General features: G+C 62.4%; 29 protein-coding genes. 11 read left to right on the forward strand and 18 right to left on the reverse strand.

All coding sequences use genetic code 11. The annotated features are described in order from the left end of the window. The first annotated feature begins 69 nt into the window (after window positions 1–69). Both SynA1528_RS09165 and SynA1528_RS09170 read left to right on the forward strand, forming a co-directional pair. Window positions 70–1,089 carry an extracellular solute-binding protein gene (locus SynA1528_RS09165; protein ID WP_286187803.1) on the forward strand — a complete coding sequence of 340 codons (1,020 nt, stop codon included), beginning with the start codon at window positions 70–72 and terminating at the stop codon, window positions 1,087–1,089. Continuing rightward, a complete protein-coding gene (locus tag SynA1528_RS09170; protein ID WP_186588381.1) occupies window positions 1,086–2,594 on the forward strand; it encodes an ABC transporter permease in 1,509 nt (502 codons plus the stop codon). The genes SynA1528_RS09165 and SynA1528_RS09170 overlap by 4 nt, the downstream gene beginning before the upstream one ends. On the opposite strand, the gene SynA1528_RS09175 is transcribed toward SynA1528_RS09170, so the two are convergent. From SynA1528_RS09175 to patR, 6 genes are read right to left on the reverse strand one after another with little or no spacing between them, the layout of a single operon-like run. Beyond that, complete coding sequence (locus SynA1528_RS09175) at window positions 2,573–4,720, reverse strand: PhoX family protein (RefSeq protein ID WP_186586495.1); 2,148 nt, start codon at window positions 4,718–4,720, stop codon at window positions 2,573–2,575. The two genes, SynA1528_RS09170 and SynA1528_RS09175, sit on opposite strands and share 22 nt — an antisense overlap. Before the next feature lie 10 nt (window positions 4,721–4,730). After that, window positions 4,731–5,684, reverse strand: a complete 954-nt coding sequence (locus tag SynA1528_RS09180; RefSeq protein ID WP_186586496.1) for an esterase-like activity of phytase family protein — start codon at window positions 5,682–5,684, stop codon at window positions 4,731–4,733. 5 nt (window positions 5,685–5,689) lie between these two features. Continuing rightward, window positions 5,690–6,610 (reverse strand): lysylphosphatidylglycerol synthase domain-containing protein, encoded by a 921-nt coding sequence (locus SynA1528_RS09185; RefSeq protein ID WP_186586497.1) that lies wholly within the window; start codon window positions 6,608–6,610, stop codon window positions 5,690–5,692. Continuing rightward, window positions 6,604–7,836, reverse strand: coding sequence for a nickel pincer cofactor biosynthesis protein LarC (larC, locus tag SynA1528_RS09190; RefSeq protein ID WP_186586498.1), 1,233 nt, complete (start codon window positions 7,834–7,836; stop codon window positions 6,604–6,606). The genes SynA1528_RS09185 and larC overlap by 7 nt, the downstream gene beginning before the upstream one ends. Next, window positions 7,833–8,480: a hypothetical protein gene (locus tag SynA1528_RS09195; RefSeq protein WP_186586499.1), complete on the reverse strand. Its 648-nt coding sequence runs from the start codon at window positions 8,478–8,480 to the stop codon at window positions 7,833–7,835. The genes larC and SynA1528_RS09195 overlap by 4 nt, the downstream gene beginning before the upstream one ends. Next, the gene (gene patR, locus SynA1528_RS09200) at window positions 8,480–9,100 is read right to left on the reverse strand and encodes a heterocyst master regulator PatR (RefSeq protein ID WP_186586500.1); all 621 of its coding nucleotides are present in this window, start codon (window positions 9,098–9,100) and stop codon (window positions 8,480–8,482) included. The genes SynA1528_RS09195 and patR overlap by 1 nt, the downstream gene beginning before the upstream one ends. 91 nt (window positions 9,101–9,191) lie before the next feature. On the opposite strand from patR, the gene SynA1528_RS09205 reads away from it, so the two are divergent. Beyond that, window positions 9,192–9,989, forward strand: coding sequence for a tetratricopeptide repeat protein (locus SynA1528_RS09205; RefSeq protein ID WP_186586501.1), 798 nt, complete (start codon window positions 9,192–9,194; stop codon window positions 9,987–9,989). Here the strand turns inward: SynA1528_RS09205 and SynA1528_RS09210 are convergent. After that, the gene (locus tag SynA1528_RS09210; RefSeq protein ID WP_186586502.1) at window positions 9,943–10,239 is read right to left on the reverse strand and encodes a hypothetical protein; all 297 of its coding nucleotides are present in this window, start codon (window positions 10,237–10,239) and stop codon (window positions 9,943–9,945) included. The genes SynA1528_RS09205 and SynA1528_RS09210 overlap by 47 nt on opposite strands. Before the next feature lie 56 nt (window positions 10,240–10,295). On the opposite strand from SynA1528_RS09210, the gene xth reads away from it, so the two are divergent. Further along, window positions 10,296–11,129, forward strand: coding sequence for an exodeoxyribonuclease III (gene xth / locus SynA1528_RS09215; protein WP_186586503.1), 834 nt, complete (start codon window positions 10,296–10,298; stop codon window positions 11,127–11,129). Between the two features lie 8 nt (window positions 11,130–11,137). On the opposite strand, the gene SynA1528_RS09220 is transcribed toward xth, so the two are convergent. Further along, the gene (locus SynA1528_RS09220; RefSeq protein ID WP_186588382.1) at window positions 11,138–12,589 is read right to left on the reverse strand and encodes an FAD-linked oxidase C-terminal domain-containing protein; all 1,452 of its coding nucleotides are present in this window, start codon (window positions 12,587–12,589) and stop codon (window positions 11,138–11,140) included. Window positions 12,590–12,714: 125 nt separating this feature from the next. Between SynA1528_RS09220 and hemL the strand changes: the two genes are divergently transcribed. The 3 genes from hemL to SynA1528_RS09235 are packed head-to-tail and all read left to right on the forward strand — an operon-like array spanning window position 12,715 to window position 14,896. Beyond that, window positions 12,715–14,016, forward strand: coding sequence for a glutamate-1-semialdehyde 2,1-aminomutase (gene hemL / locus SynA1528_RS09225; RefSeq protein WP_186588383.1), 1,302 nt, complete (start codon window positions 12,715–12,717; stop codon window positions 14,014–14,016). Window positions 14,017–14,034: 18 nt separating this feature from the next. Continuing rightward, window positions 14,035–14,499: a hypothetical protein gene (locus SynA1528_RS09230; protein ID WP_186586504.1), complete on the forward strand. Its 465-nt coding sequence runs from the start codon at window positions 14,035–14,037 to the stop codon at window positions 14,497–14,499. 7 nt (window positions 14,500–14,506) lie between these two features. Next, complete coding sequence (locus tag SynA1528_RS09235; RefSeq protein ID WP_286187804.1) at window positions 14,507–14,896, forward strand: cytidine deaminase; 390 nt, start codon at window positions 14,507–14,509, stop codon at window positions 14,894–14,896. Here the strand turns inward: SynA1528_RS09235 and SynA1528_RS09240 are convergent. Both SynA1528_RS09240 and SynA1528_RS09245 read right to left on the reverse strand, forming a co-directional pair. Then, window positions 14,893–15,360, reverse strand: coding sequence for a nucleoside 2-deoxyribosyltransferase (locus SynA1528_RS09240; protein WP_186586506.1), 468 nt, complete (start codon window positions 15,358–15,360; stop codon window positions 14,893–14,895). The two genes, SynA1528_RS09235 and SynA1528_RS09240, sit on opposite strands and share 4 nt — an antisense overlap. Beyond that, window positions 15,360–15,737 carry a phosphoribosyltransferase gene (locus SynA1528_RS09245; protein WP_353616604.1) on the reverse strand — a complete coding sequence of 126 codons (378 nt, stop codon included), beginning with the start codon at window positions 15,735–15,737 and terminating at the stop codon, window positions 15,360–15,362. The genes SynA1528_RS09240 and SynA1528_RS09245 overlap by 1 nt, the downstream gene beginning before the upstream one ends. A 53-nt stretch (window positions 15,738–15,790) precedes the next feature. On the opposite strand from SynA1528_RS09245, the gene SynA1528_RS09250 reads away from it, so the two are divergent. Next, window positions 15,791–16,030 (forward strand): hypothetical protein, encoded by a 240-nt coding sequence (locus SynA1528_RS09250; protein WP_186586508.1) that lies wholly within the window; start codon window positions 15,791–15,793, stop codon window positions 16,028–16,030. A gap of 2 nt (window positions 16,031–16,032) precedes the next feature. Here SynA1528_RS09250 and SynA1528_RS09255 read toward each other — a convergent pair whose 3' ends face one another. From SynA1528_RS09255 to SynA1528_RS09270, 4 genes are all read right to left on the reverse strand, one after another. Beyond that, a complete protein-coding gene (locus SynA1528_RS09255) occupies window positions 16,033–16,314 on the reverse strand; it encodes a hypothetical protein (RefSeq protein WP_186586509.1) in 282 nt (93 codons plus the stop codon). After that, window positions 16,277–16,498, reverse strand: a complete 222-nt coding sequence (locus SynA1528_RS09260; protein WP_186586510.1) for a hypothetical protein — start codon at window positions 16,496–16,498, stop codon at window positions 16,277–16,279. Before SynA1528_RS09260 ends, SynA1528_RS09255 begins: the two co-directional genes overlap by 38 nt. Before the next feature lie 75 nt (window positions 16,499–16,573). After that, complete coding sequence (locus SynA1528_RS09265) at window positions 16,574–17,551, reverse strand: extracellular solute-binding protein (RefSeq protein WP_186586511.1); 978 nt, start codon at window positions 17,549–17,551, stop codon at window positions 16,574–16,576. Window positions 17,552–17,623: 72 nt separating this feature from the next. Continuing rightward, window positions 17,624–18,121, reverse strand: coding sequence for a YajQ family cyclic di-GMP-binding protein (locus tag SynA1528_RS09270; RefSeq protein WP_186586512.1), 498 nt, complete (start codon window positions 18,119–18,121; stop codon window positions 17,624–17,626). Window positions 18,122–18,178: 57 nt separating this feature from the next. On the opposite strand from SynA1528_RS09270, the gene SynA1528_RS09275 reads away from it, so the two are divergent. Further along, window positions 18,179–18,631, forward strand: a complete 453-nt coding sequence (locus SynA1528_RS09275; RefSeq protein ID WP_186586513.1) for an MAPEG family protein — start codon at window positions 18,179–18,181, stop codon at window positions 18,629–18,631. 426 nt (window positions 18,632–19,057) lie between these two features. On the opposite strand, the gene SynA1528_RS09280 is transcribed toward SynA1528_RS09275, so the two are convergent. The 3 genes from SynA1528_RS09280 to ebsA are packed head-to-tail and all read right to left on the reverse strand — an operon-like array spanning window position 19,058 to window position 21,154. Continuing rightward, a complete protein-coding gene (locus SynA1528_RS09280; protein ID WP_186586514.1) occupies window positions 19,058–19,591 on the reverse strand; it encodes a DNA recombination-mediator protein A in 534 nt (177 codons plus the stop codon). A 16-nt stretch (window positions 19,592–19,607) separates the two neighbouring features. Next, window positions 19,608–20,705: a phosphotransacetylase family protein gene (locus tag SynA1528_RS09285; protein ID WP_186586515.1), complete on the reverse strand. Its 1,098-nt coding sequence runs from the start codon at window positions 20,703–20,705 to the stop codon at window positions 19,608–19,610. A 26-nt stretch (window positions 20,706–20,731) separates the two neighbouring features. After that, complete coding sequence (gene ebsA / locus SynA1528_RS09290; RefSeq protein WP_186586516.1) at window positions 20,732–21,154, reverse strand: type IV pilus biogenesis protein EbsA; 423 nt, start codon at window positions 21,152–21,154, stop codon at window positions 20,732–20,734. Here ebsA and SynA1528_RS09295 point away from each other — a divergent pair. Next, entirely contained in the window at window positions 21,135–21,884 is a 750-nt protein-coding gene (locus SynA1528_RS09295; protein ID WP_186586517.1) for an SDR family oxidoreductase, read from the forward strand. The genes ebsA and SynA1528_RS09295 overlap by 20 nt on opposite strands. Here SynA1528_RS09295 and map read toward each other — a convergent pair. Next, window positions 21,865–22,704, reverse strand: a complete 840-nt coding sequence (gene map / locus SynA1528_RS09300; protein ID WP_186586518.1) for a type I methionyl aminopeptidase — start codon at window positions 22,702–22,704, stop codon at window positions 21,865–21,867. The two genes, SynA1528_RS09295 and map, sit on opposite strands and share 20 nt — an antisense overlap. A 54-nt stretch (window positions 22,705–22,758) precedes the next feature. On the opposite strand from map, the gene SynA1528_RS09305 reads away from it, so the two are divergent. Then, entirely contained in the window at window positions 22,759–23,043 is a 285-nt protein-coding gene (locus SynA1528_RS09305; protein ID WP_186586519.1) for a PepSY domain-containing protein, read from the forward strand. The last annotated feature ends 2 nt before the right edge of the window (window positions 23,044–23,045 follow it).

Raw genomic sequence — 23,045 nt, forward strand, 5'->3', positions numbered from 1 at the left:
TCACCGTCGCTATTGCGTATCGTTCTCAAAACAGACGTGACGCGAATGCTTTTCATTCTCAATAAGCTGATGAAATTGCGTTGGGCCGCTCCCGTCGCTCTGCTCGCCATGGGCACCCTGCTCGGCGCCTGCAGCAGGTCGGACACCACAGACCAGATCGGTGTCTATTCCGGCCGTCACTACAACACCGACAAGGCTATTTACAAGCGTTTCACCGAGTCCACTGGAATCCAGGTGAAACTGCTGGAGGCCAAGGATGATGCCCTGATCGAACGGCTCAACACCGAGGGAGAGGACTCCCCCGCTGATGTTTTGATCCTGGCGGACGTGGCCCGCTTGGACAGGGCCGCCGGCATGAATCTGTTCCAAAGCGTCGACTCCGTTGCCCTCAATCAGGCGGTGCCCGCCGATCTGCGTGACAGCCAGGGGCGCTGGTACGGCCTCACCCGCCGACTGCGCGCTCCCATGTTCAACGCGGACCTCGTCAAGTCAGAGCAGGTAAGCAGTTATGAGGCCCTGGCGGACCCCAGCCTCAAAGGCAAGCTCTGCCTGCGCAACCGCCGCAGCGTCTACAACCAGTCCCTGGTGGCCTTCATGCTGGATGAACAGGGGCTGGCCGCCACGGAGGGCTGGATCAAAGGGATGGTGAACAACCTGGCGGAACCGGTTTTCAGCAGCGACACGCCCATGATCCGTGCCGTCGCCCAGGGGCAGTGCGGTGTCGCCCTGGCCAACAGTTACTACCTGGGACGCATGCAGGCCGGCGATAAGGGGGAAGCTGACCAAACCCTGGCGGGCAAGGTGACCGTTCGCTGGCCCGATCCCGTGCACGTGAACATCACGGGCGGTGGTGTGACCCGTGCCAGCCGCAACCCGGAGGCGGCCCAACGTCTGCTGGAGTTCCTCAGCTCGGATCAGGCCCAGGGCGGTTATGCCGCAGCGAATCACGAATATCCCCTGAACGGCATTGGGGAGGACCCGGTGCTGCAGGCATGGGGACCCTTCCAGCAAGCCAAGGTGTCCGCTGAGCGTCTGGGTCAGCTGAACGCCCAGGCACTCGAACTGATGGCCGCCAGCGGTTGGCAATGAGCCGTCGCCTGCTGACGCTGCTGGCCTCTGTCCTGGCACTGCTGGCCCTCTGGCCCCTGATGCAGCTGCTAAGCCAGGGAGTTCAGGGTCTGCAGCAGGGGCTGGTGCACCTCGGGCCGGATGGCGGACGTCAGATCCGCGGCACTCTCCTGCTGCTGCTCGGCAGTGCCCTGGGGGGCACGCTGATCGGCACTGCCAACGGATGGCTGCTGATCAACTGCCGGTTTCCTGGACGGCGCTGGTTGCGCATCGCCCAGCTGATCCCCCTGGCGACCCCTGCCTATCTCCTCTCCGCAACGCTGGTGGATCTGGGCAGTCGCGCCGGGTGGCGCATTCATGGTCTGGGATGGGGCATCGCCGTGATGGCCCTCGCCACCTACCCCTACGTGTTTCTGCTGAGCACGGAGAGTTTTGGCATGAGCGGGCGACGCCAACTGGAGGCCTGCCGCAGCATGGGTATCGGTCCCTGGGCCGCCTTCCGGCGCGTGGCGCTTCCCATCGCCATGCCAGCCATCGGTGCCGGCGTGGCCCTGATGGGGATGGAGATCGTCAACGAGCTGGGAGCCGTGCAGTTACTGGGGATTCCCAGCCTGTCGGCCGGAATCCTCGAAGCCTGGCAGTCGAACAGCGACCCCACTGCCGCCATCAGCCTGGCCCTGGTCACGCTGGTGATCGTGCTGGGGCTGGTGGTGGGGGAACGTCGGTTGCGGCGGCGCAGCCGACGCTGGAGTGATGGTGTCGCCGGCGGTGATGCCACTGCCTGGCCACTGCACGGAACCCGCGCCCTGGCCGCTCAGCTGCTGGGACTGATCCCACCAACCCTCAGTCTCGGCATCCCTCTGGTCTGGGCCATCACCAATCTGGATCAGCTGGGGGACAGCCTCCGCGACGACCTGCTGCCCCTCAGCCTCCGCAGCCTGGTGCTGGGCATCAGCGCCTCCGTGCTGGCTGTGGGAGCGGCTCTCCTGCTGGCGATTGCCAAACGCTGGAGCGCAGCCGTGTGGCTGCGCAGCCTCACCTTCCTGGCGGGCGTCGGCTACGCCATCCCCGGCACCGTGCTGGCCCTGGCCCTACTGCTGACCGGCGCCCCCTGGCAACTCGCACCACTGCTTTTACTTCTCTGGGGATACAGCGACCGCTTCCTGGCGGTGGCCAAGGGCGGACTTGATGCCGCCCTCGAGCGAATCAGTCCCAACCTGGATGAAGCGGCCACAGGCCTTGGCTTCAGTTGGCGGCAGGTCTTGAGAAGGGTCCATCTGCCGCTGCTGCGGGGGCCGATGACCGTTGGGCTGCTGCTGGTGTTCGTGGACACCGTCAAGGAACTGCCCCTCACCTTTGCGTTGCGCCCCTTTGACTTCGACACGCTGTCGGTTCGGGTGTATCAATACGCCAGTGACGAGCGGCTGGCGGCGGCACTGCTGCCGGCACTAATGATCCTGGCGCTGGGACTGGTGGCGGCGATGGCCCTGGTGCCGAGCCTGGATCAGGCCTCGAGTAAGGGCTGACCGTTGCGGCGCTGAATCGCCACAACCCCAGGGCGAGGCGGGCGCCCCGGGGCCTGAGCTGGCCAGTTGGACCCCAACGGCACCGTGCGCAGCTGCTGAAAGACCCCGCCGTCACGATCCACCAGCTCATGGGCCTGAATTTCCTCATCCCCCTGAGCCCGGCTGCCGTTCACCTCTCCGGGATGTTGCACCGCCAGGAACAAAGATGCCTCGGCCTGATCGAGGCACACCCCCGTCACCTCGCACTCCATCGGCCCGGTGGCAAAGCAGGCCGCCTGTTCCTCCCCGCTGTCGGTCCTGGGAACGAACCAGCAGCTGTTGTTGCCAAATACATCACCCCCTGACGACTTCATCGATCGGTCGGTGACGATCCAGAGGTTGCCCTTGCTGTCGAGAGCAACGTTGTCCGGATTGGCGAATCCGAGGCCGCCGGCCCATGGGGTCCCGCCGGTGACCGCCATGCGCCAGGTGAAACCGTTCTCACTCGACTCACTCAGGCGCATCACCCAGCCATTGGCCCAGCTGCTCTGACCGTCAGGGCCCTGGAACACCGCAGGGTCAGCTCCACCGCTCCTGCCAGGGGAGCCGGAGGTGAAGGCGATCAGCAGATCGCCGCTGATCGGGTCAATTTTGGTGTCTTCCGGACGGGCTGTGGGGGTGGCCCCGATCGCGCTGGCCGCCAGGTGGGCATCCACCAGGATTGCCCCCTGAAGCGCCTCACCCTCGCCGCGGTACAGATCCGACAGGGTGGTGAATTGACGGCAGTACTCCTCAACGGCGGCGTCCTCCTGGAACAGTTCCGCTCCCGCCAGGGTGCGATCACGGTGGGGCAGTTCCACCGGACAGCCGAGGTCCGCGTCGCTGAAGCGGCTGGGGCGGAATGGATCGACCACCGCCTCCGGTGTGATCGCCAGCCATTCACCACTGCCATCGGCACGGAACCGAGCCACCTGCAGTTCGCCGGCCTCGAACAAGCGTGAATTCCGCTTGTCCTGCACGGTCTCGACGCGGTCGGCACTGACGAAGCGATACAGATGCCCACCGCGGCGGTCACAGCCTGAGTACACCTGCAGCGGCTGGCCGGCTTCAGCACGCACCGCAACGGCTTCGTGGCGGAAGCGGCCGAGGGCCGTGTGCTTCATCGCAGTGTGCTCAGCCGAGGTCGGATCCACCTCCACCATCCAGCCGTACTTGTTGCCCGCCAGGCCGTAGACGTTGCCCAGTCCCCCCAGTTTTCCGTCCTTGCAGACAAACGGCCGTTCCGACGGTGCCGCCGCGCTGCCATCGGCATGGACCGGTTCCGGCACCTGGGATTGAAAATTTTCCTCAGCGCTGAGCACGGTCCCCCAGGGCGTGGTGCCGCCACCGCAATTCGCAAACGTGCCGATGATCCGGTCGCCCAGGCCATCGTCGTAGCCCTGCCGGCTGCTGGCCCTGAACACCGCGGCGGCCGGCCCCGTGCTGATCAGCTGCTGCTGCGGATCCTTAAGACCGCTGATGCCCGTGATGCGCCGGTCCTGTGGGCCTTGTGCCCGTTTCCACTGGCCCTGACCATCCCGCTGCAGGGTCATCACGCCGATCCCGAGGTCGGTCATCGCTTCATCCGCGACGGCACGGATCTGCTGCAGCCGGCGATCGCCGGCAGGCAACGCCGTGCAGTCGACGACGCCATCGCTGGGCTGGAGGGACGCGACCAGGGCGGCAAAAGGCAGAGAACGACCCACCACCTCGGCAAAACCCTGCACCCAGGGCACGGCACTGATGTATTCGAAATTGACGGTCATCGACGCCCGGTCCGGCCCCTGCTGCACAAAACCGAGGTGATCGTTGTTGAAGCCGAAGCGGCTGTCGCCGAGGGGATCACCCCAGGCCGCCAGCAGTTGCGACGCAAAGCCGTCCGGGACGGTCAGCCGATCCTCCAGCGCCAGTTCCCGGTAGGTGGACTGCTGTTCGCTGGCCTGGAGCCCATCGCTGTTCACCGGCAGGGGCACCCGCACCGGCTGAAAGGGAAATGCCTTGGCAGCACGGCTGCTGCCCCCTGGCGCGATGCAGCCCGACAGTCCCTTGGCCGTCAACACACCGACGCCGCCGAGACCAAGCAGGGAGAGCACGGAACGTCGGCGCATCGGTCAGACCTCAATCGGTGCAGGCGGTGGTGCGACGTGGACTCAGCACCACAATCCAGTTTGACTGAAGCGGATTGAAGTTGTCATCGCTGGCTAACACCAGGGTGTGTCGTCCATCCGACAGCACGGGCCCCAGCGCTATGGCCTCCCAGTTGTCCGGCGGCAGACCGGCCTCCAGCAGATCCCAGCCAATGATCGGCTGCACCGGAGCCCCCCCGGGTTCAGGCAAGGCAAACAGCTGAAGCCTGGCCGTCCATTGATCAGGGGGCGTAAACCCCCGCCGCAGGCCCAGCAGCTGCTTATGGGTTGGCAGGGCCAGCAGTTCCGTCAGTCCGTTGTGGCGGCCGATGTCCCCTCCATCCAGGGCCCCAGCCGAGCGAATCTCGTCGCCGGAACGGCGTCTCATCAGGCTGATCCCATCCCCGGCTTGGTGCTGCGCCAACGGCGCCTCCGCCGCCAGCAGCAAATCGCCGGGGCCAAGGGCCGTCAGCGATTCCGGACCTTTGTTGGAGCCAAGACCCTGGCCAGGGGTGGCCCGCCAGGCCTGGGGCAACGGCAGCTCCTGCTGCAGCCGACCGCTGCCGAGATCGATCTGAATCAGCCGAGCGCGACGGTCATTCGAGCGGCGCCCCTCACTGGCAATCCAGGCTTGCCGGCCCTCGATCACCAACCCTTCTCCATCAAAGGTCTCAGGCAGGGGCTGCCCGTCGCCACCCCTCAGCAGCACTCTGCGGCCTGGCCAGAGCGTGTCGCGTTGGCCCTCGAGCCATTGAGCCAATCCCCCCCAGGGCACCAAATGCCCGACAGGCGCATCGCTGAGCAACCAGAGACGGTCTTCGTTCCGCTGATAGGCCGCCGCCGAGAACCCACCCAGAGGACGGCCATCGGCAAGCGTTCGGGGCAGCTTGATCGTTCGCACCAGCTCCCAGCCGGCCTCGAGCGGACAGGGCAACGGCAGCTCCATGGCGGTCAGCGCGCAGGACGCAACCGTTGCATCAGGGCCTGATCGGCAGCAAGCACAGCAGCCGCCAACAGGTCCGCCACGGTGGAGATCACCCGGTAGCTCAGCACCACCGCCAACAGGGAGGCCTCATCCACGCTGGCCCCCAGGCGCAGCAGAAGCGTGGCTTCAAACACCCCCAGTCCCCCGGGCGCTCCAGGCACCACCAATCCCGCCGCATAGGCCAGGGCAAAACCAGCCAGCCACTGGGCAGCCGCTGGAGTGGTGAGATCAAAGGCCGCCAGGCAGCAGGCGAATCCGGCGAATCGGACCAGCACAAACACCACCTGGGCAGTCAGGGGCAGCCAGGGGGCACCGCCGCGGCCGCTGCCGTCCACCGGCAGAGCACCGCTGTCCGCCGTCTGCAGCTGAGCGGCCTTGGAGCGTTCCAGTCGCCGCAGCACAGGCTCCCGCAGGCGCGTCAGCAGCAACACCAGCGACGGGATCGGTGCCAGCAGCAGCAGACCGTTCTGCCATCCCCCCGCCATGAGCAGCAGCGAGGCTGCTGCCACGATCAGCAGGGGATCGAGGATCACCCCCGCCAGAGCGGGCCCTGCCCCCATGGCTGGTCGCAGCACACGCACCCGTTCCACCAGGTGCCAGATGCCCCCTGGCAGGTACTTGAGCAGATTGCTGCGCACGAACAACGGCACCAGTGCCAGGCCATGCGGCCGCTGTCCCAGCCAATCAAGAAGCACCCGCCAGGCCAGCCCGTTGATCAGGATGCTGAGCCAGGTCAGGCCAAGGCCCAGCAGCAGCAGCCACCAGCCCCTTGGTTCGAGGTTGATCTGCCGCAGCTCCTGCCCCTGATGCAACAGGGCCACAGCGATGAAGGCCAGGCTGGCCAGGGTGATCCACAGCTTCGGCTTGAGCAGGGATCGGATCACCACGTCCAGGGTTCCTCGCTCTCGAAGCTGGCCACCTGGGCTGCAGCCCTCAGATCAGCGATGGAACAACCGCTGGTCTGGCTGAGCTGCTGCAGCGCATCAGCTTCCGGTTTGACCGTGCAACGACCATCCGGACGTTGGACCTGCTTGGCCTTCAGCGCACCCCACGGCGTGGCGAGCATGCCGGCACGACGGGGAAGCAGCCATCGGCCCTGTTGCCGCTCCCGCAAGCCGATGCTGGGACCGGCCTCGAACCAGATCCGCCGGAGCGTCTGGGCCTGCTCGGTGCTCACCAGGGCCGTGACGGCAACCCCGACTCGGCCCTTCTTCATCTGCAGGGATTGACAGGCCACATCCACGGCACCGCCCTGGCGCAATCGATCCAGCAGCCAGGCGATGTCTTCGGCAGAGGCATCATCGATCCAGGCCTCCTGCACCACCAGCGGCTGCCAACGAGGCTCGAGCTCTGGGGTGGAACTCTCCCCCTGGCCCAGGCAGATCCTCACCAGGTTGGGGCGATCCAGCTGACGGTGTCCCAGGCCGATGCCGATGGCAGAAGGGGTGAACAGCGGTGGTGCTGTAAAGCTCTCGGCCAGAACGGACACCAGCGCCAGACCGGTTGGTGTGGTGAGCTCCCCCTCGGGCAGCGAGGGGTCCTGTCGCAACGGAACCTGATGGGCACGGGCCAACTCGAGCACCGCCGGCACCGGTACCGGCAACAGACCATGGGCTGTGTTGACGCTGCCTCTGCCCGCGGGCGGTGGGTCGCAGCTGATCCGCTGCGGAGCCAGGTGATGGATGGCTGCGCAGACCCCCACCACATCCACGATGGAGTCGATGGCCCCCACTTCGTGGAAGTGGACGGACTCAGGAGGTTGGCCATGGACCGTGGCCTCCGCTTCAGCCAAAGCCGTGAACACCGCCATCACCGTCTGCTGGAGCCGGGGCTCCAGGGAGGACCTCTCCAGCTGCATCCGAATCTCAGCCCAGTGGCGGTGCGGCGGATCGGGCTCCAGGCCCACAACGCTGAGGCGGCGCCCCCGCAGGCCACCGCTGCGGGTCTCCTCCAGATCCAGGCGCACCAGATCCTTCAGGCCGAGCTGAGCCAGAGGAGCTTCGATCACATCCCTGGGAACCCCAAGGTCGAGCAGACCCGCCAACAACATGTCTCCCGCCAATCCGGTCGGACAGTCGATGTGGAGCGATCCAGCGGTCGCGGCCAGCGTCATCGCCCCAGCCGGGGTGCCGAGCTCAACAACTGGTCGGCTCTCTGGCTGAGGTCCGCCTGATCACGCCGCAGCAGCTGCTCGATTTCACGGCGGGCGCGGCGCTGTTCGCGCTGGGCCGTGGCAACGTCGTGTCCCGAAAGCCCCCAGAGCTGACCCAGCAGAGCCCTGTCATCGGCACCACCGCGTGCTTTGCCGTAGACCACGGTTTCCGCAGCGATCCCGGCCTGGAGCAGACGACTCCAGCGGCGCAGATCCTCCAGAGGCATGCGGACGCTGTCTGGCACAGGAAACTCAGTCGCGCCGCTGCTGCGCAGACCCGCCTGCAGGCAGGCCAACGTACCCACCAGCACCCGTTGCACCGGCATCTGCTCCTGCTCGGCGATCAGCAGATGACCAGCCTCATGAACGGCGATGCGCCGCAGCCGCCCCTCGCCCCCCGGCAAGGCCTCCGCCAGCACATGCCCGCCCATGCCCTGCCAGCTGGCAGCATCCACGCTGAGCATGACCAGGCCACCGCCAACGGCCACCACGATCCAGGCCGGTGACAGGCCCAAGACCGGTCCGAAGGCTCCCAGCCCAGTGATCGCAGCGACTACCAGCCCCGCCCGCAGCGTTCCTGTGGAACCCTCGCCCGCGTCAGCCATCAGCCTCGACTGCGGGCAGGAGCACGCCCCCGCGCGCCCCTGGATTTGCCTCCCCGGGTGGGCATCGGAGCGATCACCTCATGGGATTCGAGACGAAGCTGCTCCCCCTGACGGCGCACATCAAGGCTGACGAAATGCCGCAAGTGTTCCAAGGGCAACTCACCTTTCAACTGAACTTTGAAGGGCAGCGGCCGGCTGCCATCGGCACGGGGTTGCTGACGCACCTTCACCACCAACTCACCGGTTTCGGGTTTGGTGAAGATCAACTCCCCTCGGATGGAGAAGAAGTCGTCCCCCTCCGGCAGAACATCATCGAGATCCGGTTGATCAGGAGACAAGGTGCTGGGCTCCCAGATGCCAGCAATCTGAAGGTGAAGTTGGTCGTTGTCTCTGGAGCGGGGGTACACCACCCAGAGATGGGGCTCATCCATGGCCAGATGACGCCGCATCAGCGTGAGCACCCGGCCGAGCACCACTGTCTCCACCTCACAGCCATCGGCATCGATCAGCGTGCCCCGGGTGAGTTGGTCCTCGTCGCTGGGTTTGTAAATCCCACGAACAACCCCGATGGCCCGGTACTGCAGCGGTTCGGTAACCGGGGGGATGGGGTGATCACGCATTGAGACGTTGCCCGTCAAATCAAAAGCCCTTGTGAGGACTGTAGCCAGCCCCCGAGGCACACCTCAGAATGCCGACATCAACAGGCCATCCATGCAGCGGGCCGGTCGACGTCTGATGGGGGGCCTGCTCATCGGAGCCGCTGTGGCCAGCGGTTGGCTCGCTGCATGGACGCTCGCTCCCCAAACATCGGCCAGTAACAGCCGCGCGGTGTCGGACGACGAGGCCAGCCAGCTGCTGAATGCCATGCAGCGACGGGAACTCAATCAGAATGAGCGGGAGCAGCTGCTGGAGCAGCTCCTTGGCCTGGAACGTCTCGAGGACGCCAAGCTTGTGCTGCAGCAGTGGCTGAACAAGCAACCCCATTCCCTGTCTATGGGGTTGTTGCTGGCGGACCTTCAGCGCCGGTCCGGCGCCTTTGAAGCAGCCCGGCAAGAACTGGAGCGACTGCTGCGGCTCCATCCTCTGCATCCCGAGTTGCTTCGGTTGATCGCTCTGGTGGATGTACAGGACGGCCGGGGGCAGGAGGCACTCCAGCGCCTGAAAGCCCAGTTCTCTTCACGACCGGAAGGGCAGCGTCTGGAACTCGGCCTTTTGCTGGCTGATCTGCAGCGCCAGACCGGTCGGTTCAAGGACGCAGCTGCTCTGTATCAGCAGCTGACCAAGGAATCAGCCGAGGACGTTCGATCTGTCCTTGCGTTGGCGATGTTGCACCAGGAGCAAGGTGATGCAGCTGAAGTCGAGCGTTGGCTGGAGCAGGCGCGGCTGCGCAGGGGCAATTCAGATCGGCCAGACCCGATGATCGATCAACTGGCCTACCGCTGGGGGTTGCAGGCCGCCCGCGTCAGGGCTGGGCAACCGCTTCCTTCGGTCCCTGCTGAAACTCCCTGAGGGCAGCGTCAATGGCATCCGACGGCGGAGTGGCGTCGTTCATCGCTCCGGCCCGTTGAATGCGGTTGATCAGATCCATCGGATTGGTGGCATCCAGAATTGCTCCCGAATCCCCTCCAGGGCTGGTGCTGAAGATCTCCCGTTCCTCGCGGGTCTGATATCCGCTATCCATCTGGGCCAACCCCGGAGCCACCAAAGCCCCCAGGGAGGCGACAGTGATCAGAAGCTGGGCCGCTGAACGGGGCTGCATCGTCAAAAGGATGTTGGGGCTGATGCTAAGCGTCCTTCAGGGATCGATAAACCACCGTGCGCATAGCCACCTGGAACGTCAATTCGGTGCGTACCCGGCTCGATCAGGTGCTGTCATGGCTCGAAAAGAACCAGCCGGATCTGCTTTGCCTGCAGGAGACAAAGGTCGACGATCCGCTGTTCCCAATCCAGGCCTTCGAGGCGGCGGGATGGAAGGTCAGCATCCATGGTCAGAAGTCGTACAACGGCGTGGCGTTGGTCAGTCGCGAACCCCTCGACGATGTTCGCTGCGGCTTCAGCGCTGAGCTGCCGAATGATGCCGAAGCAGAGACCCTGGGTGAACAGAAGCGCGTGATCAGCGCCCTGCTGGATGGGGTGCGGGTGCTGAATCTTTATGTCCCCAACGGCTCAAGCCTCTCCTCGGAGAAATATCCCTACAAGCTGTCCTGGCTTGGCTGCCTGAAGCGCTACCTCGATGCCCAGGCCGAACGAGGCGAACCCCTCTGCATGGTGGGGGACTTCAACATCGCTCTCGACTCCAGGGACATCCATGACCCCGATCGCCTTAACGGATCGGTCATGGCAAGCGATGCGGAGCGGACTGCCCTGCGCGAAGCCCTTGGAGACAGGCTCCAGGACGCCTTCAGAATGTTCGAACCCGACGCCGGTCACTGGAGCTGGTGGGACTACCGCACCGGTGCCTGGGATCGGGATCGGGGCTGGCGGATCGATCACATCTACCTCTGTGACGAGCTGACGGGTCTCGCCCGCAGCTGCACCATCCACAAGCAGGTGCGCGGCAATCCCCAACCCAGTGATCACGCACCGGTCAGTGTTGATCTGGACTGGCCACCGGCGGAGGAGGAAAGCGAGGACGATCTGCTGTTCTGACCGCCGTCTCAGAACACCTCCACGCCCGCAGGCAGGGTCACCGAGCGTTTGGCGGATTCGCCACAGGTGCGTGGAGTCGGCAGCACTTTGCCGGGGTTGGCCCGCTGCTCCGGGTCGAAGGCCTGACGCAACAACGACATGGTGTTGAGGTCATCGGCACCGAACATCCAATCGAGGTAGCAGCGCTTATCGGCGCCGACGCCATGCTCACCGCTGATGCTGCCGCCGGCGTCGAGGCAGACCCGCAGGATGGCGGCACTGAGATCTTTGACCTTTTGGTCTTCCCCGGGAGTTGAGGACGAATAAAGAATGAGCGGGTGAAGATTGCCATCCCCCGCATGGAACATGTTGGCGACCTTCAGCCCGTGCTCCTGGCTCAACGCCGTGATGGAAGCGAGCACTGAGGGAAGACAGCTGCGAGGAACCACGCCGTCCTGAAGGTAGTAACTCGGAGAGATCTGACCAAGCGCAGAAAAGGCACACTTGCGGCCCTTCCACAACACTGCGCATTCGGTCGGGTCTTCGGCCCTGCGAAGTCCACGGGACCCTGCCGCTCGACACAACTCCTCAGCCTTTTCTGCAGAGGCCTGGACCTCGGCCCGCTGGCCATCAAGCTCGATCAGCAGAACAGCAGCCGCATCCCGGGGGTATTCGTCGTAGCCGAAGAAATCATCAACGGCGTTGATCGTGATGTTGTCCATGATCTCCATCCCCGCCGGCAGCAATCCGCAGGCCGTGATCGAGCGCACCGCTTCCCCTGCGGCCTCCATCGAGGAAAAGTCCGCCAGCAGAACGTTGACGCATTCGGGAGCCCGCAACAGGCGCAGGGTGATGGCTGTTGCAATTCCGAGGGTGCCCTCGCTGCCAATGAAGGCTCCACGCAAGTCGAGCTCCGAGGACTCCGCCAGACCATTTCCAAGCTGCGTCACCGTGCCGTCCGGGAGAACCACCTCGAGGCCAAGCACGTGGTTGCTGGTGACTCCGTATTTGAGGCAGTGGACCCCACCGGAATTCTCGGCGACATTGCCGCCAATGCTGCAGACCACCTGACTGGATGGATCAGGTGCGTAATAGAACCCTTCTCCAGCAACGGCTCGCGTCACCCAGCTGTTGATCACCCCCGGCTGAACCTTGACGGTGTGGTTTTCGAGGTCAACGTGCAGCACCTTGCGCATGCGGCTGGTGACCACCAGCAGTGCCTCCTGATCGACGAGGGCTCCACCGGACAACCCTGTACCGCTCCCCCTGGCCACAAAAGGAACGTTGTGCTGATGACAGCAGCACAGGACCACAGCGACATCGGCTGTGGTCTCCGGGAGGACGGCCAGCGGCGGCGCGTGACGATCCATGGTCAGGCCGTCACAGTCGTAACTCAGCAGTTCCTGACGTTTCGTCACCAGGGCCCGCGGCGGCAGAGACCGGCGGAGATCCCTCTCCAGCGCTGACCAGTCGTGGATCACATCAACCCTCAATCCAGGCCAGGCTAAGCAGACAACTGGGGCCGATTGACACACTCCAGACGGATCTGGTCGTTCCTGGGTCAGGATGTGGCACGGTTTGCATCAGCCTCTTGGCGTCGGTTCCAGTGACAGCACCCGCGTTGAACACCAGCCGCTCCCAGGCCATCTTTGGCGAAGCGCAGGGGCTGATGCCCGGTGGCGTGAGTTCCCCTGTGCGCGCGTTCAAGTCGGTCGGCGGCCAGCCGATCGTGTTTGACCGGGTGAAAGGCCCTTACGCCTGGGACGTGGATGGGAACAAATACATCGACTACATCGGCAGCTGGGGCCCTGCCATTTGTGGCCATGCCCATCCCGAAGTGATCAGCGCACTTCAAGAGGCCATCGAGAAGGGCACCAGCTTCGGAGCACCCTGCGCCCTGGAGAACACCCTCGCCGAGATGGTGATCGACGCCGTTCCCAGCGTTGAGATGGTGCGCTTCGTCAACAGCGGCACTGAAGCCTGCATGGCTGTGTTGCGGCTGATGCGAGCCTTCACCGGCCGCGACAAGGTGATCAAGTTCGAAGGCTGTTATCACGGCCATGCGGACATGTTCCTGGTGAAGGCGGGGTCCGGTGTGGCCACCCTGGGACTGCCCGATTCCCCCGGCGTTCCTCGCAGCACCACAGCCAACACCCTCACCGCTCCTTACAACGACCTGGAAGCAGTGAAGGCGCTGTTCGCCGAAAACCCCGATGCCATCGCCGGCGTCATTCTCGAGCCCATCGTCGGCAACGCCGGGTTCATCCAACCTGAGCCAGGTTTCCTGGAAGGCCTGCGGGAACTCACGAAGGAGCACGGTGCCCTTCTCGTGTTCGACGAAGTGATGACGGGCTTCCGCATCAGTTACGGCGGTGCACAAGCCCATTTCGGTGTCACACCGGACCTCACCACGATGGGCAAGGTGATCGGTGGTGGTTTGCCGGTGGGTGCCTATGGCGGCCGCGCCGACATCATGGGCATGGTGGCTCCGGCCGGCCCGATGTACCAGGCCGGCACGTTGAGCGGCAATCCATTGGCAATGACCGCTGGCATCAAGACACTCGAACTGCTGAAACAGCCCGGCAGTTACGAAAAACTCACGGCGACAACCGCCAAGCTGATTGCCGGTATCAAGCAGGCGGCTACGGCGGCTGGACTCCCCTTCACCGGTGGCAGCGTCAGCGCCATGTTCGGCTTCTTCCTCTGCGAAGGACCAGTGCGGAACTTCGAGGACGCCAAGGCAACGGATTCAGAGCGCTTCGGCAAGTTGCATCGCGCCATGCTGGAGCGCGGTGTTTACCTGGCCCCATCCGCCTTCGAAGCGGGCTTCACCTCCCTGGCCCACTCCGACACGGACATCGAAGCCACGATCAATGCCTTCCGCGACAGCTTCGCGGAAGTGGCCTGACCCTGACTCGGCGCGGTGATGCCATTGCTCCCGGCAGCAGCGGCAACACCGCCTCCCATGGTCTGCACCATCGAGACGGTCGAAAGCCGCTGGTCCCCTCGCGCGATTGCGGGGGTCCGCATGCTCAGGGGTCAGAGCTTCACGGTGACCCGATCACCCGATATCAAGTTGACACCCCGCTATGTGATCGACAGCCGGATCACCAGCCTGGCGGAGGAAACAGAGCCTCCGGTTGGCTCAATCGAGAACCAGCGGCTGCGCTACAGCTGGAGCTACATCGCAGCCCTCGGACCGGTGGCACCACCAGCAACATCCGGTGAACCCAGTCGAAACGCCTCGATCAGCGTCGAAGGGCAACTGAGGATCCGGGCAGACCGTTCCTTCGATCTGGTGAACGTCTCCGCCATGACCGCTGAAGGAAGCACAACGGCGCTGACCACACTGCGTGACAGTGCATCCGGAACCTGTCGTGAACAACCCTGAAGATCTGTTGAAGGCGGCGAGACAGGCTGCCGACAAAGCCCACTGTCCCTATTCGAACTTCCATGTGGGAGCGGCTGTGCGATGCACGGATGGCACGGTGGTGACCGGCAGCAATGTGGAGAACGCCAGCTTCGGCCTCACCATCTGCGCTGAACGGGTGGCCCTGTTCAGCTGTGTGGCCCAGGGCCTCCAACCGCTTGAGCTGGCGGTGAGCTGTGTGGATGCCCAGTCAGATGCATCACCAGGCTCCCGAATGCCCTGCGGGGCCTGCCGTCAGGTGATGCAAGAGCTCATGCTCCAGCAGGCGACGATTCACATCGACGGCGTCGGGTCTCGACGGCTATCGGAGTTGCTACCGGATGCGTTCGAGCTGGGTTCTGCTGAAAAGGCTCCCTAGCCAGGCTCCGCCCAGCGTGCCAGGGCTTTTTCTGGGTCAGCGATCTGCTCAAGACTGGTGTATACGAAATCCTGCCAGCCCTCCGCCGGCAGGCCGGCGAACAGCATCAGGTTGAGCGGGTAATCCTCGGAATCAGTACATCGGCGGAAATCGTCGCGGAACAGAAACGTGGGCTTGCCCAGGGCGATCGCTGCCCCCAGTTCCACCATCACGCCCTCGTCCGGTGGCGTTCCATTGACGATGGCGAAGAGTGCATCGGCGTCGCGCACATCCTGGAGATCCCGCTGGGCCACCTGGTGCGCCCAGCCAGGCTGGGCCACATCCACCTGGCCGTTGCGGGCAAACGGTTCCCACACCTCCAACCCAAGGTCCTGTAGTGCCGTAATGAATTCAGGCAACAGCAACCGCTTCCATTGAGCGGAAAAGCCGTAAGGGGAAGCGAGATAAACCGTGGGTTGGGCCATCAGCCAAGCTCTCTGGACGTGCGGTAGATCTGCTCATCAGCGCGGGCCTGGGCGGCGTTTTCCCAGGGGAACAGCAACCACTCAGAGCTGTCGGTGACCACCACCGCATCCCACCACTCGGGCGGGCGCTTGCTCACCCAAACCACGCCACGGGCCTTGGGGAATCTGGCGTGCAGAGATTCCAAGGTGCGACCGGTCTCGTAAACATCGTCGACGATCAACGCATCAGGCTGCGGCTCAGCCAGCAACGGCCGCTGAAGCGCGTGGCTCAAGGCCACGGCCAAACACAAACCACCGCGCGGCACCCCGTAGATCCCCGCAAACGTCGTCGAAGACAACTGTTCAACCAGGCTCTGCACGGCCTGATCAAATTCCACCCAGCTCAGCGCCCTCATGGCTGGACAATGAAGCGTGTCGGCAGTGATGGCCCATGACCAGCGACATCCCCCCTCAGGAACAGATGCGCAAATGGTTCCGCAGCCATCTGCTCAACCGCGAGGTGGAGCTTCAGGAGCTGTACGACCTTCCACAGGGAGAACTGGATCTGCTGATGGCAGAAACTGCCGAAATCCGCTCCGATGCAGAAAATCGTTCCCGTAGTCATGGCCGCTGGTGCACCGCCGGCTATGTCCTGGAGTTGGCCCGCATCATCGATGCCCGTCGAGCCTGACATCAAGCCGATTTCAGGTAAACCTTGCGGCCACGCGCGTCAAAACGATATTTACCCCCACGTGGTCCGATGTGGATGTCGTCAGGATCGATCGATGATGACAAGGCAACAACGGGTGCAGGATTGATTCGGGCTTCATCAACCTTCCGCTCAGGCTTGAATATGTTGCGGCCTGTCTTCAGATACAGAAACGTTGCAATGCTCATTAGCGGCCGAATGTTTAATGCACGTGCAACTTCATTCTCCTTAGGCGTCAATGCTTGGCACACCAGACTGAGGGTCAAGCATCGCCATGATGCGCTCCCATTCAGCCTGATCGATCAACCCCCCATCACGCAGCTGACTGAGGACCCGTGGATCAACGGGCAAGCGGGTGAGATCCATGATCGACTGACAAGCTTTGAGGGACTCCACCAAAATGGTCTGAGCGGCAACTTCCGGAGTCAGTCCCGGGAATCTCTCCTGCATATCTTCGAGCATCTTCGCAGCAGCGTTGTTCTCCATAAGAGGCTTATGAATTGGGACAGAAAAAGAAGACAAGATTTATTCGCCGATTTTGTTCACAGCGGCTTTGGACTTCGCCAGAATGTCGCCACGCAGGGGAACAAATCCGAGTCGAGGAGCCACATTCTGTGCCTCATCGCTCAACATGAAGTTGAACACTTCCTTAATCGTGGAGGCATCGGGACCGTTGCCACGCTCATAGGCCAAAACCCAGGTGAGTGTGGCGATGGGGTAAGCCCCAGCGGCTGTTGGGTTGGGATTCTCTCCGGCCAGGTTCTGATCCAGCGTGATCTGGTTCAGGGCAATCGCACCGGCCTCAACACTCGGTTTCACGAAGCCTCCCGCAAGGTTCTGCAGGGCAGCCGCCTTGATCGAACTACGGATGTACGACTGATTGAGATAACCAATCGCCCCCTCCCGCTTTTTGATCACAGCCGCAACACCAGCGTTGCCCTTGGCCCCAACACCACTGGGCCAACTCACCGCCTTACCGGTTCCTAAAGTCCAGGTGGATGAAAATGCCGCCATCGAATTGGTGAAGGCCTTGGTGGTTCCTGAACCATCCGATCGGTGCACCCACGTGATCGGACCGGAGGCACACCCCAACTCCGACCAGTCTTTAATAACCGACATGGCCACCTTCACCGCCTGCTCCTGGGTGAGTTTCAGATCACAACCAGGTTTGTTGTATCCGAAGGCGATGGTGCCGCCGATCATTGGGATCTGAACAACACCACGCTTCACTTTGCGTCGATCTCGACTGATCATCGGATCATCGGAGGCACCGAAATTGACCGTCTGATCGAGATAGGCCTTTCGGCCGGAACCGGAACCAATGGCCTGGTAATTGACCATCGGCCCGTCGTTACCGGCCAGCATTCCGAACCAGCGTTGGTAAATCTGCGCCGGAAACGTTGCCCCGGCTCCAGTAATCCGCTCGGATGCCAATGCAGAGGCGCTGACATCGAGCAGGACAACCGCTCCTGACACGACAAATGATCTGATCAGATTGCTCATGCCCGGACGAAGGACCTCGCCTGGATCGTAAAGCGGTCAAAGCGACTTGTCGTCCCCCTGTCGAAGGCGGATTCAGCGGTAATTCTCAAACTGCAGAGGAACATCCAATTCATCTTCTTTGCTTTTGACCAACTGGATCGCAGCCTGCAAATCATCTTTGCTCTTCCCCGTGATCCGCACACTCTCCCCCTGAATCGCCACGGTGATTTTTTTCAATTCGTCGCGGACGATCTTGCTGAGCTTCTTGGCGATTTCCTGGCTGAGGCCCTTACGCAGTTTCACCACCTGCTTCACCCGGTTTCCGCCAACACTCTCTGGGGTTTGAAAATCGAAGATCTTCAACGACAGATTGCGCTTGGTGGCCTTGGTTCTCAACACATCCTCGACGGCCTGCAGCGTCATATCGCTGGCGGTTGTGATTACCAGTTCGGTCTCCTCCAGCTCGATCTCGGTGTTGGAGTCCTTGAGGTCGTAGCGGTTACCGACATCGCGCCGCACCTGATCAAGGGTGTTGACCAGCTCCTGACGATCGAAGTCGGAGACCACATCAAAGGACGACGTGCTTGCCATAACTCGCATTCATTCCAGTTCTCAGTTTAGAAAGGCCTCACACACCAGCCCACATCAATGTCGCTGTTGCAGCTGTTCACCGCCACGGATTGCGCACCCTATGCATGGTCCTTGGTTCTGGCGGGTGGCACCGTGGTCGCCAGCCTCATCCCCCTGGGCGCCGCCCGCTCGGCCGCCAATTTCGAGATGAAGGACATGGCCGCCCCAAGAGCGATTTTTGAGCGGTTTCCCGCCTGGGGAAAACGGGCCAGCTGGGCTCACCAGAACAGCTTCGAAGCCTTCAGCCTGCACGCACCAGCTGCTGTACTTGCCCTGATTGCTGCGCTGCACACCGGCCCCCTGCCAGGGCTCGCCCTCACCGCTGCCTTTCTCCATCCGGCGCTGCGCCTCGCCTACATCGCGGCCTACGTCGGCAACATCCCTCCCGCTCGTGGGCTTTGCTGGGCCTCAGGACTGCTCTGCAGCGGAATTCTTTACAGTGAAGGATTGAAAGCCCTCATCAACAGTTGATTCGGCAGCACTCAATCGAAGTCAACGTGATATTCACGAGAGACAGACATGAGCTCTTTCGCAAATAAAACTGATGAGTCGATCAAACCGATCCATTGCCACAGCAGAGACGGGCAGCGCCAAAGCCAGCAAGTCAAATTGACTTCATCATCAGAGCCAGAGACTTTCGGCGATTTCAATCAATTCCAACCAGCTTTCATCAACGCCCATTATCTTCAAAATGTCCTAACTTATTAATCTCTCCGCGATGGCGCTCTAAGCTGCACAACATATTATTCTTACGACTGACAAGTACCGTCAGCAATAACCAAGGGCGTCAATCAGAATGATGGATGTCATTGATAAGCGGATATCTTCACTAACCAACTCAGTGTCGTACTGACTAAACGACAAAATCGGTCCACGGTTCATGTTGACACCAAATCATCAATCGAAATACAGAAGGCTCACGACCTTGCCAATGTCTTCTGCTGTGCGAGCACTCGCTAGCAGCGTTTCACTATCATGAAAAGCCAGACATATCAATTGATCGCATCGGTTGATGATTTCCTGGTTACAGAGGCTGCTGGCCATCGGTAGGGGAAGATCGTCCTGCTCAGGCTTCTCAATCAGATGGAGCACACGATCAAGAAGGTCGCGGATCTCCGTGGCCTGCCGATCCAGACTCTGGGGCAACAGCACCGTGAGCTGAGACGGATCCACATCCAAACATCCGCGGATCACAGCGGCATTCACCCCTTGGGAACCCGATGTGATCAGCGAGTGACCCTCCTGCACCAACGATCTGGCCACCAGCTCCACCAGGTGAATGGCCACTACGGGAACATGCCGGCTGCCAAGAATGGCAATCCGCCGTTTGCCCTTGTCCTGCAGCAGCGCCAGTTCCTGAGCCAGGGTGTCGACCCGATCGAGGGCCGGAAGATCCAGTGACTGACCCAAGGACAACTCGCCGGACTTCATTTAAAGTTAGCAACCATTAATAGACAAGAACCTGCAGGTCCAGAGCTGAGAACAGGCGGTCCAGTCGACAGTGTTCTTCCACCAGACGGAAGGCGTAGGTGGCCTTCACAGCTTCATGCAATCGAACGTGGCCGAAGGCCTGTTCAATCACCTCCACCGTAGCCAGTGTGTCGTGATCAACCTTCAACAGAGGAACGTCCAGCTCTTCCGCCCTGCTGATCAATTGTGGAAGCGGTTCACCGGCTCCGGTGAGAATCAGACACTGAGTTGAGGCCTCCAACGCCGCGAACTGGATGTCGGTTCGGTCCGCACCGGTGACGACGGCCATGTTGCGGCGGCGGCGAAAAAACTCCATGGCGGAGTTCACATTCATCGCACCGATGCTGAGGGTCTCCACCAGCAACTCCTGGCGTTCCTCGCAGCAGATCACACGGGCACTGAGGCGCCGCACCAATTCACCCACTGTGACGCTGCGCAGCAAGGGTGAGCGAGGCATCACACCAAACACCGGCAAGCCGAGGTTCTCAAGCGCCGGCACCACCTGCCGCTCAAGACTCTCGACCTCTCCAGGGGTGACAGCATTCAGCACAACCCCCAGCAGTCGTTCACCCAGGGTCTGTTTCGCAGCCAGCAGGGCGTCGACGCTGCAACTGTCCTGCCAGAGGTGCACCAACAGAACCCCGGCATCCAGGCCATCCGCCAGCTGAGGAAGGCTCAACCCGAAGAGCAAACCTTCCTGAAGCGTGCCGGCACACTCCAGCAGGGTCAGGCCATCGTCATCAGCAATCTGCTGACGCATGCCGTCAAATCCGGCGCCAGCCTGCAGATCTCCCTGGCCGAGACGTTGGGTCGCCGTGGTGGGAGAGAGCAGATGCAGAGAAGGGATCAGCCGGTCCGCCGAAAGACCCAGGGTCTCACCAACAAAACGGACGTCATCGTCAATCAGCGGCTGAGGTAAGGGGCCCTTGTTGGGATCCCAGTCCAGACTGGTCGCCAGTGGTTTACCGAAGCGGACCCGTTGTCCGTCCTGCTTGAGCTTCTGCGCAATCCCAAGAACAAGAGCCGACTTGCCGCTGAAGGGCTCACAGGATCCGATCAGCAGCGTCCTTCCCATGAACCGCAAATGTTTGACATGTAAATCTAGGCGTCATCAGCCTCTGGGTCTGTACCAACGAGCAACCAAACCCAGAACGCGTCGGGGAGATCAGCTTTGCCTGGCTCCCCGGCGGGGCCGTCCATCAACCACTGCACCAGCTGATGGGTGACCAGCTCAAATCGGTAGGGCTCAGCACGAGTCTCCGTAAAAATCAATTGGCAGGTCGCCATCTCCAGTGGGGCATGGCCACCCTCCCAGCTCAGCTGAAAGGCATGCCCGTCCATACCCTCCCGTGGACGGATCCCCCGAAACTCGCCGGCCAGCAGGGTCTGCAGAGCAGAACGAAGATCCTGCTCTCTGGCAAGGCCGCCGCAGTAAGGCGCGAACAGGGCCAGGAGGGCAGCATCAGACACGGAAGCGGGCACTAGCGGGCGGTTGCCCACAAGGATGGCCCAAGCTGATCCCATGGCACAGCCCACAACAAGCAATCACCGCTGGAGCGGATGCCGTGTCGGCATCACCGGAGTCCGCGGGGCTCTGGGTCAGGCGTTGGCGAGCCGTTTCCATCAGGCCGGTGCCGTGGTGACCGGATTCACCCACGGTGATCCACCGATTGAGGTCGAGAGCCCTCTGGATCACTGGGTGTCATGGACCTGCGGCCAGGAGGAGGCCTTGGTGCCCTACCTAAAAGACCTGGATGTGCTGGTGCTGAACCACGGCATCAATCCCCAGGGGGATCAGCGCCCAGGCACTGTGACCAGAGCACTGGAGGTGAACGCCCTGAGCAGCTGGCGAATGCTGCAGTGCTGCGAACGTCTGTGCCGTGAACGAACCTCGCAGCCGCTGGAGGTGTGGGTCAACACGTCCGAAGCGGAGATCCAACCAGCCGCGAGCCCGGCCTATGAGCTGAGCAAACGCCTGCTCGGTCAACTGGTCAGCATGCGTGGTGCCACCCGCGATGCAGAGGAGCGCTCACGACTGGTGCTGCGGAAACTGGTGTTGGGCCCGTTCCGCTCCGAACTCAATCCCATCGGCGTCATGAACGCCGACTTCGTGTCAGGCCAGGTGCTCTGGCAAGCGCGGATCGGAGCACGTCTCATCATCGTCACACCGAATCCGCTGACCTATGTACTGATGCCACTGACGGAACTCGGGCGATGGCTTTACAGCCGAGCGCTCAGTCGCCCCGATCCGTGAGGATCTCGCAGCCGTCACTGGTGACCAGAACTGTGTGTTCCCACTGAGCTGACAGGGATCCATCCCGGGTCACCACTGTCCAGCGATCCTTCAGGGTGCGGCATGCCTTACTGCCAGCGTTCAGGATCGGCTCAATCGCCAGGGTCATGCCTGGACGCAACGTGACATTGGGCAGTTCATCGGTGCGGAAGTTGAACACCGAGGGCTCTTCATGCAGATTTCTGCCGACACCATGGCCGGTGTAGTCCTCCACGACGCTGAACCCATTGGCCTTGACGTGGTCCTCCACCGCACCGGCGATATCAAGAAGGGTGTTGCCTGCTTTGACCTTGCTCAGGCCCGCCATCAGGGATTCCCGGGCAACACGGCTGAGGATCTGGGCCTCATCCGAGGACTCGCCCACACAGACGGTGATGCAGCTATCGCCGTGGTAGCCATCGAAGTAGGCACCTGTATCCACCTTCAGCAGATCCCCCTGGTGGATCACCCGTTTGGCACTGGGAATGCCGTGCACAACCTCATTGTTGATGCTGGCGCAGATGCTTGCCGGGAAGCCGTGGTACCCCTTGAAACTCGGTGTGGCCCCCATCTCTCGGATGCGCTTCTCAGCAAAGGCATCCAGGTCGCCCGTCGTCTGTCCCGGCTCCACCATGGCCATCACTTCCCGCAGCACTGTCGCGACGATGCGACTGGCCTCCCGCATGATTTTGATCTCACGGGCTGACTTGATCTCCACACCCCGGCGTTTCTGAATCCGGGGACCTGTGGCTGTTGCCGTCGGGGCCTGGGTGGAGGCCAGCAGATCTGCGAATAAATTCATCAACATCCTTCTATATCCGTCACGCTATCAACAGCAACTGATTGAAGGTCGGTCATGAGCCTGCTTGTGCGGGTGCGCGAACTGCATCGGGCCGTTGCCCCGTTGGTGCTGCTTCCGTTGTTCATCACCGTTTGCTCAGGGGTTGGCTACCGACTTGCCCGCGACTGGATGGGCTTTGAGCGTGACCAGGTGCATTGGCTGATGACCTTGCACGAAGGCGAATGGCTGGGGGCCACGCTGGAGCCGTTGGTGGTGCTGTTGAACGCCCTTGGGTTGCTCTGGATGCTGATCAGTGGTGCCGGGTTGCTGATCGAACGATGGCATCGAAAGGTACACTGATC

The sequence above is a fragment of the Synechococcus sp. A15-28 genome, from assembly GCF_014280175.1.
In the GTDB taxonomy this organism is placed as follows: Bacteria; Cyanobacteriota; Cyanobacteriia; order PCC-6307; family Cyanobiaceae; genus Parasynechococcus.

Excerpts from the sequence above, each read along its gene's own strand:
- SynA1528_RS09165 (WP_286187803.1), top strand. The coding sequence starts at position 70 with ATGAAATTGCGTTGGGCCGCTCCCGTCGCTCTGCTCGCCATGGGCACC.
- SynA1528_RS09170 (WP_186588381.1), top strand. The coding sequence starts at position 1,086 with ATGAGCCGTCGCCTGCTGACGCTGCTGGCCTCTGTCCTGGCACTGCTG.
- SynA1528_RS09175 (WP_186586495.1), bottom strand. The coding sequence starts at position 4,720 with ATGCGCCGACGTTCCGTGCTCTCCCTGCTTGGTCTCGGCGGCGTCGGT.
- SynA1528_RS09180 (WP_186586496.1), bottom strand. The coding sequence starts at position 5,684 with ATGGAGCTGCCGTTGCCCTGTCCGCTCGAGGCCGGCTGGGAGCTGGTG.
- larC (WP_186586498.1), bottom strand. The coding sequence starts at position 7,836 with ATGACGCTGGCCGCGACCGCTGGATCGCTCCACATCGACTGTCCGACC.
- SynA1528_RS09195 (WP_186586499.1), bottom strand. The coding sequence starts at position 8,480 with ATGGCTGACGCGGGCGAGGGTTCCACAGGAACGCTGCGGGCGGGGCTG.
- patR (WP_186586500.1), bottom strand. The coding sequence starts at position 9,100 with ATGCGTGATCACCCCATCCCCCCGGTTACCGAACCGCTGCAGTACCGG.
- SynA1528_RS09205 (WP_186586501.1), top strand. The coding sequence starts at position 9,192 with ATGCAGCGGGCCGGTCGACGTCTGATGGGGGGCCTGCTCATCGGAGCC.
- SynA1528_RS09210 (WP_186586502.1), bottom strand. The coding sequence starts at position 10,239 with ATGCAGCCCCGTTCAGCGGCCCAGCTTCTGATCACTGTCGCCTCCCTG.
- SynA1528_RS09230 (WP_186586504.1), top strand. The coding sequence starts at position 14,035 with ATGCCATTGCTCCCGGCAGCAGCGGCAACACCGCCTCCCATGGTCTGC.
- SynA1528_RS09240 (WP_186586506.1), bottom strand. The coding sequence starts at position 15,360 with ATGGCCCAACCCACGGTTTATCTCGCTTCCCCTTACGGCTTTTCCGCT.
- SynA1528_RS09250 (WP_186586508.1), top strand. The coding sequence starts at position 15,791 with ATGACCAGCGACATCCCCCCTCAGGAACAGATGCGCAAATGGTTCCGC.
- SynA1528_RS09260 (WP_186586510.1), bottom strand. The coding sequence starts at position 16,498 with ATGCAGGAGAGATTCCCGGGACTGACTCCGGAAGTTGCCGCTCAGACC.
- SynA1528_RS09265 (WP_186586511.1), bottom strand. The coding sequence starts at position 17,551 with ATGAGCAATCTGATCAGATCATTTGTCGTGTCAGGAGCGGTTGTCCTG.
- SynA1528_RS09270 (WP_186586512.1), bottom strand. The coding sequence starts at position 18,121 with ATGGCAAGCACGTCGTCCTTTGATGTGGTCTCCGACTTCGATCGTCAG.
- SynA1528_RS09275 (WP_186586513.1), top strand. The coding sequence starts at position 18,179 with ATGTCGCTGTTGCAGCTGTTCACCGCCACGGATTGCGCACCCTATGCA.
- SynA1528_RS09280 (WP_186586514.1), bottom strand. The coding sequence starts at position 19,591 with ATGAAGTCCGGCGAGTTGTCCTTGGGTCAGTCACTGGATCTTCCGGCC.
- SynA1528_RS09285 (WP_186586515.1), bottom strand. The coding sequence starts at position 20,705 with ATGGGAAGGACGCTGCTGATCGGATCCTGTGAGCCCTTCAGCGGCAAG.
- SynA1528_RS09295 (WP_186586517.1), top strand. The coding sequence starts at position 21,135 with ATGGCCCAAGCTGATCCCATGGCACAGCCCACAACAAGCAATCACCGC.
- ebsA (WP_186586516.1), bottom strand. The coding sequence starts at position 21,154 with ATGGGATCAGCTTGGGCCATCCTTGTGGGCAACCGCCCGCTAGTGCCC.
- map (WP_186586518.1), bottom strand. The coding sequence starts at position 22,704 with ATGAATTTATTCGCAGATCTGCTGGCCTCCACCCAGGCCCCGACGGCA.
- SynA1528_RS09305 (WP_186586519.1), top strand. The coding sequence starts at position 22,759 with ATGAGCCTGCTTGTGCGGGTGCGCGAACTGCATCGGGCCGTTGCCCCG.